The following is a 13445-nucleotide window of genomic DNA, read 5'->3' on the forward strand; positions in this document are numbered from 1 at the left end:
ATTCTGCCGCAACCAGCCCTCTCTCAGCTTACTTCTTCAAGGCACGTCAAGTATTCGCTTCGCCGGGCTGGCGCCCGTACTTGACCCGCCAACCCACCCACTGAGAATTGAAAAGAGGCATCTTTTATCCCGGGGAGGGAAGGAGTGTTTTTGCCGGCATAAGATACGCGTTCTGATTCTGCGTTTGCCCTCTTCGCGACGAGCGCGGAGGGCAAACGCGATCAGAAGAAACCGGCCTTGCCCTGAGTCATATCCACGAGCGCCAGCCGTGCATCGTCGACCGCGTTGACCGGAAGCCGGATCGTCATCTTCACCAGCATCCCGTAAGTGCTGTCGACGAGTCCATAGCCTTCGGCTTCGATCCATCTGCGCACTTTCGCTTCGTCGGCGTAACTCACTTCGACGATCAGCGTGACCTGAGCAATCCGCTCCACCCGTGGCGCATCCAGTAGGGCCGAGGCAATCGCATCGGTGTACGCTCGCACGAGCCCGCCGGCACCCAGTTTGACGCCGCCGTAATACCGCACGACGGCCGCGAGCACGCCGTCCAGATCATGATGCCGCAGCACTTCGAGAATGGGCCGGCCCGCGGTTCCCGACGGCTCGCCGTCGTCGGACATGCCTGACTGGCCACCCGCCAGCAGCGCCCAGCACACATGCGTCGCGCTAGGATGCTCGTCGCGCAGACGCCGCAACTCGGCCATCGCGGCGTCGCGGTCGGCGACCGGTATCGCATGCGCGATGAAACGGCTCTTACGGATTTCGAGTTCCGCGCTGAGCGGCGCGGGCAGGGTATAGGTGGGCAAGGCTAAGACTTCAGTGGACGGAAAAGTTGCGGACTCATGGGGCGTGTGCATCTCACGCAGCCCCGTGCCCGCCATGGTAACGGATCGCCGACGGCTAATCGGCGAATGTCTATAATCGACTGCTGAACGCGACCCTGTCCAATGAACGAGGCGCGCCACCCAGGAGATGACATGCTCGACCTTTCAACGCTAGGAACGTTTGTCGCCGTTGTACTAGGGCTCTTTCTGATTCCCGGTCCGGCCGTGCTGCTGGTTTTGACGCGCACGGTGCATGGTGGGCGCAAGGCCGGCATACTCACCGGTCTCGGTATCGCCGTGGGCGATTTCATCCATACGCTAGGCGCGGCGGTCGGGCTGTCGGCCCTGCTGATGACCTCGGCACTTGCCTTCAATGCCGTGAAATTCGTCGGCGCGGCGTACCTGGTCTACCTGGGCATTCGCGCGTTGCGCGAGAAACAGGCGAGCACGCATTTGCCGGCGGTCGCGCCCGTATCCGCTTCCAAGGCCTTCTTTCAGGCGATTCCTGCCGAAGTGTTGAATCCCAAGACCGCGCTGTTTTTCCTCGCCTTCCTGCCGCAGTTCGTTCACCCGGAGCACGGCTCGTCATTCCTGCAGTTCGCGGCGCTCGGATTGATCTTCGTGGGCATGAGCGCGCTTTATACAACGCTGATCGTGCTGACCATTCGTCCGTTGGGCAAACTCGTCAAGCGCATGACATGGCTTAGCCGCTGGCAGAACAAGATTATCGGCGTGCTGTTTATTTCGCTCGGCCTGCGCGTTGCGACGCAAACGCGCTGATTCAGCGGGACCGACCTGGCCGCGCGCCGTGCCTTAGTTCGGGCGCGCGCGGAAATACGCTGGTTAGCTCGGGCACCGTGCCCGAGCTAGATATTCCGCCGCTGCCGCCTCAAGCGGCCTTCACGTGCGTATTCCATCTGGCCCTGAGTGCGCACGGCGAGCTTTTCCTGTGCGGCGCGGCTCATCTGCCGCGTATCGTCGATATCCCCCACACGCAGCACCTCTTGCGCGATCCGTATGCGTAGTGTCATTAATGGCTCGCCGCGCTCGACTAGCGAGCGGTCGGCGGCACGCGCCTGCTGGACGCCGCTGTCGATCAGGTTGCGCAATTCCAGCAACGTGAGCCGTTGGCGCTGGATCTCGAGGATAAGCCGATGAATGGCCTGCTCGTCGCACGTGCGCCACCAGGCGCGCAGTTCAGCGAGCGTGGGAGGGTCGAAGGGAGGAAGGTGCATTGCTCAGACGAAAAGTACTGTATATGCATACAGTATAGCCCGTCTTTTTACGGAAACGCGTAGCGCGTGTCGAGCGAATATCAGCCCCGCCAAAAGGGCGCCGTTACGACGCTCAGCTGAGCGCGAGCATGATGGACGTGGAGACCACGATGATGAAAAGACAGGCGGCAGTCAGTACATCGTACGGATAGTTCATGTCGGGACCATAGCGCGTCGGATGAATCGAGCCATGATAGGTGTAACCGTTCGCCGTGACTGTCAACCATTGCAAAGGCCTGGTTAGCTGCCCGCATCGCCGCATAGCAACGCCACCCCCGCAACAGCCGTGGCCCGCAACGACGCGCGCGAATCGCCCGCGCGGGAGCGCAACGCGAGGCTGTGCAAAATCGCCGGCGCGAGCTTCGGGAGACGGCCGGCCTCGATATAACGTTCGAGCGTGGTCAGATACAACGCGCGTTTGTCGCCGGATGCGGCATACAGGCCCGGGTGGTTCATGCTCGCTCGCCACGCGGATCTCTCTGTACGAAGCGGGGGCGCAGGCCGGAAAAATTCAGGTCGATACAAAGTCGAAGCAGCTGGCGGATGGTTCGGACTTCTATTCGAACAACGCGCTCGGCCAGATCAGTCGTCGCTTTGCTGGCAGAAACGGCGCCCCGGAATGTGCGACACGACCGCCTGTGCGATTTCGAGTGGCGTGCTTTCCGCGGGCACCACGCGGCGGCTCGACTCGGGGGTGTGTTTCATGGTCCATTCGACGAGCCTGTACGAGCGTCCCCAAGGGGGCTGCAAAGGGTCCGAGACTTTGCACGAGTGGATCTGGCGCACCCATTCGTTGCCGGGCATCGCGCGCAAATACTCGAATACCGTGTCTTCCACCATGGTTTGACTCCTTGTTCGCAGGCATGCTGCCCATGTATCCGCGCGTCGGCGACACCCCCGGAGAAAAAAGCGCCGCCGATGTTCTGGCGGCTCAACAGGGGATGTTGAGTGTCATAGTTACAGGTAAGAATTAAGCCAAACTTAAAAGCCAAACTTAAGCGCGCGACCGGATTCCCGCACTGAGTCCGTTTGCCCGATCGTCTCGTCAAGCCGCTGTTTTACGCGCGCGATGATCCAACCCTCAAGACCTCACAGAATTGGCCGTTATTACAGCGATTGGGGCCGCCGACCTCGCTCCGCCTTCGGGCTCGCATCGATAACGTGACGAATCTCGCTCAAACGCCGCTTTCAGACCGCCTTCGCTCGCTCGTCGATACGGTGCAGCACAATGAGCGCACGCTGCGCCGCTTCCAGAACGTCGAGTTGAGGCTGATCGGCGCTCAGGATTTCACGTCGTTTCTCGACACGTTGTTTAGCCATCTGCCGCGAGAATTCTCGCTGGCGAGCGTCGTGTTATGGCTCGACGACCGCGCGCCGATGTTGCTCGAACTCCTCGAGCCGGGCGCTTTGCATGCGCTCGATCAAGCCAATCTGAGAACCTCGCGCGAAGGTGGTCTCGCCGCCCAGGGGCTGTGCGACGCGGGACGGCCGTGGCTGGGCAAGCTGAACGAACTGGATGAAATGGCGCGCCGCGCGTTCTTCGGCGACATCGATACGCCGGCTAGCGCGATCTTGTTGCCGCTTGCCGCCGGCGATACCGCCAGTGGCTATCTGTGCCTCTGCAGCGACGATCCCGCGCGTTTTGCCGAAGGCATGGCGACAGATATTCTGGAACGCTTTGCAAGCATCGTGACGGCGAGTCTCGACAACGTCGCACATCGCGAGCGGCTCAAGCAACTCGGTATGACCGATTCGCTGACCGGCCTCGCCAATCGCCGCTACTTCGACGAACGGCTGCGCGAGGAGATCATGCGCGCCGTCCGGTATGGCGTGCCGGTCGCGTGTCTGTTCATCGATATCGACAATTTCAAGCTGATCAACGACACCTACGGGCACCAGACCGGCGACCGCGCGCTGGCGGCGGTGGCGGCCTGCGTGCGGCAGCAGGTGCGGCTGGGCGACACCGTGGCGCGCTACGGCGGTGAAGAATTCACCGCGCTGCTGCAAGGCGATCGGGCCGATGCGCTGACGGTAGCCGAGCGCGTGCGGCAGGCGGTCGAAAAATTGGATTTGCAGGACGACCACGGCGAACGAATTACACTGACGGTGTCGGTTGGCGTGGCGGCGCGCACGATTACCGGCACTCCGGCCGAGGCGGCCGTGCACGGTCACGCGATGATAGAAGAAGCCGATCGGGCGATGTACTGCGCCAAACGCAATGGCCGCAACCGCATCGAAGCGCTGGTGCAAGCGGCCAGCAATAACGCTGCACGCTGACCCTTGCTGCGGCAATGGCAGCGCGCGTAATTGACGGAGCAGCGGAGACCCTCACGCGTCCGGCGGCACGCCCAGCAATTGCAGCGCGCCACCCGTCACCGCGCCGAACACGGGGCCGGCCACCGTGCCTCCGTAAAACGCTTTGCCGGCCGGGTCGTCGATCATGACGGCGACGATTAGCCGTGGATCGCTCATCGGCGCCATGCCGACAAACAGCGCGCGGTAACGGTTTTTCGCGTAAGTGGCGCCGACCTGTTTGCGCGCCGTGCCGGTTTTGCCGCCGATCCGGTAGCCTTCCACTGCCGCTGCGCGCCCCGTGCCGCCCGGACCCGTGGCCATTTCGAGCATCAAGCGGATCGCGCGCGCGGTGGCGGGCGTCGTGACCGCATGGCCTGTGTCCGCCGCCGGCGCCGCGCGGGCCGCACCCGCGTCCCTGTCCGCGCCCTGGTCCTTGCGCAACAGACTCACGTGATGCAGGGTGCCGTCGCCGGCATAGGCGGTGTAGACCTGCGCAATCTGCAGCAGCGAAGTGGACAGGCCGTAGCCATAGGCCATGGTCGCCTGTTCGATTGGACGCCAGCGTTTGTACGGGCGAACCTTGCCCGACGCGACACCCGGAAAGGTCAAGTCCGGCCTCAATCCGAGCCCGTATTCCTGATACTTGTTCCAGATCGTTTCGGCGGGCAGATTCAGCGCAAGCTTGGCAAGTGCGATATTGCTCGACTTCTGCACCGCTTCGGCAACCGTCATGGCGCCATGATTCGACGTGTCGTGAATCACGGCGGGGCCGATCTTGTACCAACCCGGCGCGGTATCGATGATGCTTTGCGGCCGCACCTTGCCTTCGTCGATCGACAGTGCGACGACGACCGGCTTGATCGTCGAACCCGGCTCGAAGGTGTCGACCACCGCGCGATTGCGCAGTTGCCTTCCGGTTAGCCGCGCGCGGTCGTTCGGATCGAAGCTCGGATAATTGGCGAGCGCCAGAATCTCGCCGTTACGCGCGTCGAGCACCACCACGCTGCCGGCTTCAGCATGATGTTTGGCGATGGCCTCCTTCAGTTGCGTGTAGGCGAGTTGCTGGATGCGCCGGTCAATCGTCAGGTGGATCGTGTCGCCGTTTTGCGCGGGTACCAGCGGCCGGGTCTCGGACACCACCCGGCCCAGCCGGTCGCGGATCACTTCGCGCTGGCCCGGCACGCCGAGCAGTTGTTCGTTGGCGGCGAGTTCGACGCCTTCCTGGCCGTTGTCCTCGATATCCGTGAAGCCAACCACGTGCGCGGCCGATTCGCCTTCCGGATAAAAGCGTTTCGAATCCGCGATTTGCGTGATGCCGGCGAGGCCGAGTTTGTTCAGATGGTCGGCGGTGTCCGCATCCACCTGGCGCTTGAGCAGCACGAAGGTCTTGTCGCCATTCAGACGCCGGCGCAGTTCCGCCAACGGCAGGTCGAGCAGCTTCGAAAGCGGCGCGAAGGCGGCTTCGTCGAGCAGCTTGGGGGAGGCCCAGATCTCATAGGTCGCGAGGCTGACGGCGAGCAGCGAGCCATTACGGTCGACGATGCGCCCGCGTGTGGCATCGAGTTCGAGGGTGCGCTGATAGCGTTTTTGCCCCTGATCGACGTAGAAATCCTGATTGACGATCTGCACCCAGAACGCGCGCGCAACCAGCGATGCGAACGCGCTGAACACCAGCAGGATGACGAGTTTCGAGCGCCACATCGGCAGGCGCGCGGCCAGCAAATGGTTCTTCGCGACGGGCGCGTACGGATCATGCGACTGCGATTTCTTCTTTTGGACCATGAGTGCGGTGAGCGAGCAGCGCTCGCGTGGCGGGCTGAAACCGGCAAGGCCGGCGGCCTGTTACGCGTGACTGTCGAGCGGGCTCCTCGAGTGAAAGCCGCACGCGCGTGGCGTGCTGCGGGATTAGCTTGCGCCGCCCGAATCGGCGGCGGTGAATACCTTGAGTTGCCAGCGAAACCGCACGGCCATCATGCGCACCGTGAAGCCGCCTGCCAGCACCACGATGGAGGCCGGCCCCGGCGCGACATCGCAGGCTTGCAGGGCCACATACAGTGCGCCCGCGCCGAGCGCGATGCTGGCGTACAGTTCCTCGCGCAGCACGAGCGGTATCTGATTGCACAGCAGGTCGCGCAGCATGCCGCCGCACACGCCGGTGATCGCGCCTGCCAGCACGACGATGGCAGGGCTCACGTCGAGTGTCGCGGCAACATCGCAACCGATGATCGTGAACGCGATCAGGCCGATGGCGTCGACCGTGACAAACAGCCCTTGCCAGTTGCGCAACCATCTGGCGCCGGCCGCGGCAATCGACGCCGCCCCAATTGTAATCAGAACGTAATCTGGATGCGAGATCCATGCAAGGGGATAGTGGCCGAGCAAGACGTCGCGCACCGTGCCGCCGCCGAGTGCGGTGACGGTGCCGACGAGGCATAGGCCGAAGCGGTCCATGCCGCGGCGCATGCCCATCATGGCGCCGGACATGGCTTCGGCGACGATCGCAAGCAGGTAGAGGGAATGGAGCAACATGGCGGCGAGCCTTGGTGGGGCGGCGCTGGCGAGATCAAGGACTCCGCGCATCGGAGCTTGCCGCGAGGCGCGTGTTCGAAAGCGGCCATTATCGGAAGCGGCGGCTCTTGATGAAAATTTCTTAAGCCGAATTCGGCAATGACAAAATCGGCTTAACTTCGTTGCGGGATCGGGCGAAGTAAGCGTCTGCTGAATGACAGGGGTTTTATCCCGATCTTTTTGAAGCGGACGTGGCTGTGGCCTGAGCCGTCGCCACGAGCGCCCACAAAAAAGCCGCACGGACTTGAAAATCCGTGCGGCTGGTTCGTTCGATTAATGCGTCGACTCCGACGCGGCGTGTTAAAGAGGCGCTCTCTGCCTGTTGGGCGCCTTCTTTTTTCTCCGACGTTCTCAGGCCGGCAACGCGAAGCTCGAGATCGCCTCGCGCAACACGCCGACCTGATCCTTCAGCGAATGGGCTGCGGCTGCGGCCTGTTCGACGAGCGCGGCATTCTGTTGCGTGACCTGATCCATTTCGCCGACTGCGCGATTGACCTGTTCGATGCCCGCGCTCTGTTCGCGCGACGCATTGCTGATTTCCTCGAGGATTTCGTTCACGCGGCGCACCGACTGCACGATCTCGCCCATGGTCGAACCCGCGTTGGCGACTAGCGACGCGCCGGCTTCGACGGTATGCGTGGACGTTTCGATCAACGCCTTGATTTCCTTTGCGGCCGTGGCGGAGCGCTGTGCGAGGCTGCGCACCTCGGCGGCGACCACGGCGAAGCCGCGTCCCTGTTCGCCCGCGCGTGCTGCTTCGACGGCCGCATTGAGCGCGAGGATGTTGGTCTGGAACGCGATGCCGTCGATCACGCCGATGATGTCGCCGATCTGCCGCGAGCTGCTGGTGATTTCGCCCATCGTGCGCACCACGTCGTCGACCACGCGGCTGCCGCGCGTGGCCACATCCGCGGCCTGCCCGGCGAGATGGGCGGCCTGCAGCGCGCTGTCCGCGTTCTGCTTCACGTTGACCGTCATCTGATCCATGCTCGACGCCGTTTCGACGAGCGCCGCGGCTTGCTCCTCGGTGCGTTGCGACAGATCCGTGTTGCCGGCGGCGATTTCGGTTGCGCCGATGTTGATGTTTTCGGTGCCGAGACGCACGCGCGACACCGTATCGACGAGACCGGCCTGCATGGTGTGGAGCGCGTGCAGCAGACTGTTGGTGTCGTTCGTGTGTATCGGCACGCGCGTGGCGAGGTTGCCGCGCGCCATGAGTTGAGCCGCTTCGACCGCGACTTCCAGGTCGCCGCCGAGTGTGCGGCGGATGCTGCGCAATACCAGCAGCATGACCGCGGTCGCGATTGCGCCGAGCGTCACGGTGATGACGAGCCAGCGCAGCAGATTGGCGTAGAACGCGTTCTGCACGTCGTCCATGTACATGCCGGTGACGAGATACCAGTCCCACGGCGCGAAGCGCAGCGAGAAGCTGGTTTTCGCCACGGGTTTGTCGCTGCCGGGCTTGGACCAGAGATAGTCGACGTAGCCGCCGCCGTCGTGATTGCCTGCCTCGACGATATCGGTGAAAAGGTGATTACCGGCCGGGTCGGTGAATTGAGTCAGATTTTTGCCGACCAGTTCCGGTTTGAACGGGTGCATTAGCATGACCGATTGCGAGTTGTTGACGGAGATGTAGCCGTCTTTGCCGTAGCGCATCGCGGCGAGTGTTTCTAGCGCCTGCTTTTTGGCTTCGTCTTCGGTGATTGTGTGTTGCTGGGCTAGGGTGTAGTAGCGGTTGACGATGTGATTCGCCTGGTCGATCAGCGAGGCGAGCTGGTCACGGCGGTCCGAGATCATCGACGCACGGTTTTGCCATGCGCCGAAGCCGCCGATCAGGATCAGGCCGGTCCAGAGGACGGCGATCATTGAGGCTAGTTTTTTGTTCAGAGTCATAGCGGGAGGTGTTTCGCTTTTGCTTTCGCGAGGTGGTCGGTCAAGGGCTCTTTCTGTGTTTCGCTTGCAGCGAGTGGCTTGTCGCTTACTGTGTTTACGGGTGCTTGTTCGTTGCTCCGCAGGGAGGGGAAACCCGTTGTTTTTATTTGTCTGATCAAAAGGGGGTTATGCCGTTGGGCTTTTTTTGTATTGATTGTGGTCTGTTCTGGTGTTGGTCTTTTGGTCTTTTGGTCTTTTGGCCTTTCCTTCCTTTGTTAGTGGTCTATTAGCGTTGCCCCTGTGCGGGGCGGCACCTACTTTTCTTTGCCTGCCGCAAAGAAAAGTAGGCAAAAGAAAGCGGCTCAAACCGCTAATTCTTAAGCGGGTCCCCCGCGCAGCCACGGTAGTGGTGCATCTGGAATCCGTGCCCCCGCGCACTCCGCGCTAGTGACAAGGCGCTCATCAGCTCCCACTCCGCACTGCGTGCGTCGCGGACGGGTCTGTCAGGGAAACCAGCGGCTTCGCTTCGCGCAGCGGGGGCCGTCGGCTTCGCCTCGGCGAGATGCCCCCGCTCTGATTGGCCAACCCCACTTTAATGAAATGGCGTGCGTCGCATTCGCGGTGCAATCGCGATCGCTGCCGCGGTTGCGCTTGCAGCAGCGAAGCAACGGCGAGTTAGGGAAAGGCGCAAACGCGATAGCGAAACGGCATCGAGGGAGCAGCGAGGCAACAACGAATCAGGGAACGGGACAAACGGGAGAATGAAACCGCAGCCCGGTGGCAGCGACGCAACGGCGAGCTGGGAAGGGACCAAACCGCGGAAGCGAAAATCCGGCGGCCGGTTTTATGAGCCGGGTATCGGCGCGCGCAGCGCCGCCGGAGGTATGACGGCCTTGTCACTAAAGCCGAATGTGCGAGAACGCAGATTCCAGATGCACCACTACCCCCTCCAAGCCAGGGGACCCGCTTAAGAATTAGCGGTGTGAGCCGCTTTCTTTGCTTATCTTTCTTTGCGGCGGCAAAGAAAGTAAGTGCCGCCCCGCACAGGGGCAACGCCAATAGACCATTAACAAAACAAGGAAAGGCCAAAAGATAAACACTAATAAACCACGACCGACGCCAATACAGAAAAACAAACACCAACCATATAAACCATAAAAACAAAATAAATAGAAAACGAAAAAACCCACCCCAAACCCCAAGCCCCGCAGGGCCCAATCACATTTCTCCACGTAACGCCAAAAAACCCCAACCAAAAACTACTCTGCATGAAATGCAAAAAACAGCACATTTCCCCACTTAACAACAACACCCAAAAAAGGTGAATACAACCATCACTACCAATAAAAACGATTTCAGCTATAGTCGCCATTTTCCAGTCGCCAGCCGGGCAAAAAAGAGCACCAATAAGCCCGCCACCAGGAGTAAAGAAAATGAACGCCCGCGAACCCGCATTCATCCCGGTTTCCCGCAGCGCACGCCTGCGCCAGATGCTCGTCAGCAACGAACTCGAATTCATGATGGAGGCCCATAACGGTCTCTCCGCCCGTATCGTCCGCGAAGCGGGCTTCAAGGCGATCTGGGGTTCGGGTCTCGCGATCTCCGCCCAATTCGGCGTGCGCGACAATAACGAAGCGAGCTGGACGCAAGTCGTCGATAACCTCGAATTCATGGCCGATGCCAGCGATCTGCCCATCCTCCTCGACGGCGATACCGGCTACGGCAACTTCAACAACGTGCGCCGCCTCGTGCGCAAACTCGAACAGCGCGGCATCGCCGGCGTCTGTATCGAAGACAAGCAATTCCCGAAAACAAACAGCTTCATCAACGGCGAAGCCCAGCCGCTCGCCGATATGGACGAGTTCTGCGGCAAGATCAAAGCCGGCAAAGACTCGCAGTCGGATGAAAATTTCTCGATCGTCGCCCGCGTCGAAGCACTCATCGCCGGCTGGGGCATGGACGAAGCGCTGCGTCGCGCGGAAGCCTATAGGCAAGCAGGCGCGGACGCGATCCTGATCCACAGCAAGCTCTCGCGCCCCGATGAAATTCTCGAGTTCGCACGCGAATGGGCGGGCCGCGGGCCGCTCGTCATCGTGCCGACCAAGTACTACAGCACGCCCACCGAAGTGTTCCGCGAAGCCGGCATCAGCACGGTCATCTGGGCAAATCATCTGATCCGCGCGGCAACCTCGGCCATGCAGGCCGTCGCCAAGGAAATTCACTCGAGCGAAACGCTCGTCAACGTCGAAGACAGCATCGCCGCCGTCAACGAAATCTTCCGTCTGCAAGACGCGGACGAATACTCGGAAGCCGAAGACCGCTATCTGTCCAGCGGGCGCTCCGCCGGCTCCGCCATCGTGCTCGCGGCCAGCCGCGGCAAGGGGCTCGAAGCCGTCACCGAAGACCGTCCGAAAGTCATGCTGCCGATCGCGGGCAAGCCGCTGTTGCGCTGGCTCGTCGACGCGTTCAAGAAGCAAAGCGTCAACGACATCACCGTGGTCGGCGGTTATCGCGCCGATGCGATCGACACGGCCGGGATCAAGCTGGTCGTCAACGAACGCCACGCGCAAACCGGCGAGTTGGCGTCGCTCGCCTGCGCGGCCGGCAAGCTCGCGGGCGATACCGTCATCTCCTACGGCGATCTGCTGTTCCGCAGCTACATCCTGCGCGATCTGGTCGAAAGCGAAGCCGCGTTCAGCGTCGTGGTGGATTCGTCGCTGACCGATGCGGAAAACGCCAGCGTGCGCGACTTCGCATGGTGCTCGGCAGCCGACGATCGCGGTCTGTTCGGCAACAAGGTCACGCTGCGTCACGTGTCGAGCGGGCAGGAAGCAAGCTCGGCCATCGCTTCGCAAACGCCGCATGGCCGCTGGGTGGGTCTGCTGAACGTGCGCGGCGAAGGGCGCGAGCGTCTGCAAGCGGTGCTGGGCAAGTTGCAGACGCGCCCGGATTTCGATTCGCTCGACATGCCGGCGCTGCTCAATGCGCTGATCGAGGCAGGTGAGGCGATCGAAGTGCAATACGTGCACGGCCACTGGCGCGGCGTGAACGATCTGGAAGACTTCCGTCGCGCCGGCGATTTCGCGCATGCGCAAGCGCCGTTTGCGGCGGCGGCCGGCGGCAAGACGAACGAAGCCAGCGGAGCGGCGCAATGATCGAGGCAGCACAGTTTGTCGAGGCGGCGCGCGAGCGCGGTTTCGACTGGTACGCAGGTGTGCCGTGCTCGTATCTGACGCCGTTCATCAACTACGTATTGCAGGACGAATCGCTGCATTACGTCTCGGCCGCCAATGAAGGCGATGCGGTTGCGTTGATCGCCGGCGTCACGCTCGGCGCGCAAAACGGCCGGCGCGGTATCACGATGATGCAGAACTCCGGACTCGGCAACGCGGTGAGCCCGTTGACTTCGCTCACGTGGACCTTCCGTCTGCCGCAGTTGCTGATCGTGACATGGCGTGGGCAACCCGGCGTCGCGGACGAACCGCAGCACGCACTGATGGGTCCCGTCACGCCCGCGATGCTCGATACGATGGAGATTCCGTGGGAGACTTTCCCGACTGAGGCTGACGCGATCGGCCCGGCGCTGGATCGTGCCATTGCCCACATGGATGAAACCGGCCGCCCCTACGCACTCGTGATGCAAAAGGGCAGCGTGGCGCCATATGAGTTGAAAGAGGGCACCGCGGGCGCGCGCCGCGTGCCGGTCGCGCCGCGTTCGCAATTCAAAAACGTCGCGGCGAATGAATTGGCTTCGCGTCACGACGCGCTGCAGAAAGTCATCGCGCACACGCCGCTCGAATCCACGGTAGTGCTCGCGTCGACCGGTTTTTGCGGCCGCGAACTCTATGCAATCGACGACCGTCCCAACCAGTTGTACATGGTCGGCTCGATGGGCTGCGTGACGCCGTTTGCGCTGGGCCTTGCACTCGCGCGTCCGGATCTGCACGTGGTCGCGCTCGACGGCGACGGCGCCGCGCTGATGCGCATGGGCGCCTTCGCCACGCTCGGCGCGTACGGCCCGTCGAATCTCACGCACGTGCTGCTCGACAACGGCGCGCACGATTCGACCGGTGGTCAGGCGACGGTGTCGCCGCAGGTGTCGTTTGCGGGTGTCGCGGCGGCTTGCGGTTACGCGTCGGCGCTTGAAAGCGACGACGTCGACGTGATCGACGAGTTGTTCGGCACAGCGCCGTCGCCCCACGGCCCGCGCTTCGTGCGACTGGCGATTCGCCGCGGCACGCCCGATGGCCTGCCGCGTCCCACGATCACCCCGCCCGATGTCAAGACGCGCCTGATGCGCCACATCGGCGCGGCTTAAGGAGTCCGTGAAGGCTGCTGCTCAATCCGGGGCCGGTGACGCTTACGGAACGCGTGGGCTAGCCAGCCTGGTGGCAGACTCCCGGGCGTCACACCGGATCTTTGTCCGGCGGTCCATCGGGCCGCTGCGGCTCTTCGGTGTGATGACCCGGCGACGGCGGCACTAGCGGATCGGCTTCCGGGTCCCGATTCGGATCGGCGTTCGGATCGGGAATCGGGCTGGTATGCATGTCGTAGCTCATTGCATCACCTCTTTGAGTCAGGAATGTGCCTAAACGCAGGCCGTTTCCTTCTA

General features: G+C 62.3%; 14 protein-coding genes. 4 read left to right on the forward strand and 10 right to left on the reverse strand.

All coding sequences use genetic code 11. The features are described 5' to 3' along the window. Positions 1-221: 221 nt before the first annotated feature. The gene (locus AC57B6_RS18755) at positions 222-806 is read right to left on the reverse strand and encodes an IMPACT family protein (RefSeq protein ID WP_496421872.1); all 585 of its coding nucleotides are present in this window, start codon (positions 804-806) and stop codon (positions 222-224) included. A gap of 171 nt (positions 807-977) precedes the next feature. Here AC57B6_RS18755 and AC57B6_RS18760 point away from each other — a divergent pair, with 171 nt between their 5' ends. Further along, a complete protein-coding gene (locus AC57B6_RS18760) occupies positions 978-1604 on the forward strand; it encodes a LysE family translocator (RefSeq protein WP_046571213.1) in 627 nt (208 codons plus the stop codon). Positions 1605-1690: 86 nt separating this feature from the next. Here the strand turns inward: AC57B6_RS18760 and AC57B6_RS18765 are convergent, their stop codons facing one another. From AC57B6_RS18765 to AC57B6_RS18780, 4 genes are all read right to left on the reverse strand, one after another. Further along, entirely contained in the window at positions 1691-2059 is a 369-nt protein-coding gene (locus AC57B6_RS18765; RefSeq protein ID WP_028193828.1) for a hypothetical protein, read from the reverse strand. 112 nt (positions 2060-2171) lie between these two features. After that, positions 2172-2330: a hypothetical protein gene (locus AC57B6_RS18770; RefSeq protein WP_156034494.1), complete on the reverse strand. Its 159-nt coding sequence runs from the start codon at positions 2328-2330 to the stop codon at positions 2172-2174. A gap of 8 nt (positions 2331-2338) precedes the next feature. Continuing rightward, on the reverse strand, positions 2339-2554 hold the full coding sequence (locus AC57B6_RS18775; RefSeq protein WP_496421873.1) for a hypothetical protein: 216 nt from the start codon (positions 2552-2554) through the stop codon (positions 2339-2341). 126 nt (positions 2555-2680) lie between these two features. Beyond that, positions 2681-2938, reverse strand: coding sequence for a DUF2866 domain-containing protein (locus AC57B6_RS18780; protein ID WP_028193826.1), 258 nt, complete (start codon positions 2936-2938; stop codon positions 2681-2683). Between the two features lie 321 nt (positions 2939-3259). Here AC57B6_RS18780 and AC57B6_RS18785 point away from each other — a divergent pair, with 321 nt between their 5' ends. Beyond that, complete coding sequence (locus tag AC57B6_RS18785; protein WP_046573029.1) at positions 3260-4375, forward strand: GGDEF domain-containing protein; 1116 nt, start codon at positions 3260-3262, stop codon at positions 4373-4375. Between the two features lie 51 nt (positions 4376-4426). Here AC57B6_RS18785 and AC57B6_RS18790 read toward each other — a convergent pair whose 3' ends face one another. The 4 genes from AC57B6_RS18790 to AC57B6_RS18805 form a co-directional block, all read right to left on the reverse strand. Then, on the reverse strand, positions 4427-6175 hold the full coding sequence (locus AC57B6_RS18790) for a peptidoglycan D,D-transpeptidase FtsI family protein (RefSeq protein WP_106353471.1): 1749 nt from the start codon (positions 6173-6175) through the stop codon (positions 4427-4429). A 123-nt stretch (positions 6176-6298) separates the two neighbouring features. Continuing rightward, entirely contained in the window at positions 6299-6922 is a 624-nt protein-coding gene (locus AC57B6_RS18795; protein ID WP_144194889.1) for a trimeric intracellular cation channel family protein, read from the reverse strand. 390 nt (positions 6923-7312) lie between these two features. Continuing rightward, positions 7313-8854 carry a methyl-accepting chemotaxis protein gene (locus AC57B6_RS18800; protein ID WP_046571208.1) on the reverse strand — a complete coding sequence of 514 codons (1542 nt, stop codon included), beginning with the start codon at positions 8852-8854 and terminating at the stop codon, positions 7313-7315. Between the two features lie 1078 nt (positions 8855-9932). Then, positions 9933-10292, reverse strand: coding sequence for a hypothetical protein (locus tag AC57B6_RS18805; protein WP_496421874.1), 360 nt, complete (start codon positions 10290-10292; stop codon positions 9933-9935). Between AC57B6_RS18805 and aepX the strand changes: the two genes are divergently transcribed. Both aepX and aepY read left to right on the forward strand, forming a co-directional pair. Beyond that, on the forward strand, positions 10267-11988 hold the full coding sequence (aepX, locus tag AC57B6_RS18810; RefSeq protein WP_030098843.1) for a phosphoenolpyruvate mutase: 1722 nt from the start codon (positions 10267-10269) through the stop codon (positions 11986-11988). The two genes, AC57B6_RS18805 and aepX, sit on opposite strands and share 26 nt — an antisense overlap. Beyond that, the gene (aepY, locus tag AC57B6_RS18815; protein ID WP_496421875.1) at positions 11985-13151 is read left to right on the forward strand and encodes a phosphonopyruvate decarboxylase; all 1167 of its coding nucleotides are present in this window, start codon (positions 11985-11987) and stop codon (positions 13149-13151) included. The genes aepX and aepY overlap by 4 nt, the downstream gene beginning before the upstream one ends. Positions 13152-13239: 88 nt before the next feature. Here aepY and AC57B6_RS18820 read toward each other — a convergent pair whose 3' ends face one another. After that, positions 13240-13392, reverse strand: a complete 153-nt coding sequence (locus AC57B6_RS18820) for a hypothetical protein (protein WP_165614491.1) — start codon at positions 13390-13392, stop codon at positions 13240-13242. Positions 13393-13445 lie beyond the last annotated feature (53 nt).

The sequence above is a fragment of the Paraburkholderia sp. BGA-UO-ETr-F12 genome (assembly GCF_059567945.1).

Coding starts and splice junctions, on each gene's coding strand:
- AC57B6_RS18765 (WP_028193828.1), bottom strand. CDS start 2,059: ATGCACCTTCCTCCCTTCGACCCTCCCACGCTCGCTGAACTGCGCGCC.
- AC57B6_RS18805 (WP_496421874.1), bottom strand. CDS start 10,292: ATGAATGCGGGTTCGCGGGCGTTCATTTTCTTTACTCCTGGTGGCGGG.
- AC57B6_RS18775 (WP_496421873.1), bottom strand. CDS start 2,554: ATGAACCACCCGGGCCTGTATGCCGCATCCGGCGACAAACGCGCGTTG.
- AC57B6_RS18760 (WP_046571213.1), top strand. CDS start 978: ATGCTCGACCTTTCAACGCTAGGAACGTTTGTCGCCGTTGTACTAGGG.
- aepY (WP_496421875.1), top strand. CDS start 11,985: ATGATCGAGGCAGCACAGTTTGTCGAGGCGGCGCGCGAGCGCGGTTTC.
- AC57B6_RS18795 (WP_144194889.1), bottom strand. CDS start 6,922: ATGTTGCTCCATTCCCTCTACCTGCTTGCGATCGTCGCCGAAGCCATG.
- AC57B6_RS18800 (WP_046571208.1), bottom strand. CDS start 8,854: ATGACTCTGAACAAAAAACTAGCCTCAATGATCGCCGTCCTCTGGACC.
- AC57B6_RS18780 (WP_028193826.1), bottom strand. CDS start 2,938: ATGGTGGAAGACACGGTATTCGAGTATTTGCGCGCGATGCCCGGCAAC.
- aepX (WP_030098843.1), top strand. CDS start 10,267: ATGAACGCCCGCGAACCCGCATTCATCCCGGTTTCCCGCAGCGCACGC.
- AC57B6_RS18820 (WP_165614491.1), bottom strand. CDS start 13,392: ATGAGCTACGACATGCATACCAGCCCGATTCCCGATCCGAACGCCGAT.
- AC57B6_RS18790 (WP_106353471.1), bottom strand. CDS start 6,175: ATGGTCCAAAAGAAGAAATCGCAGTCGCATGATCCGTACGCGCCCGTC.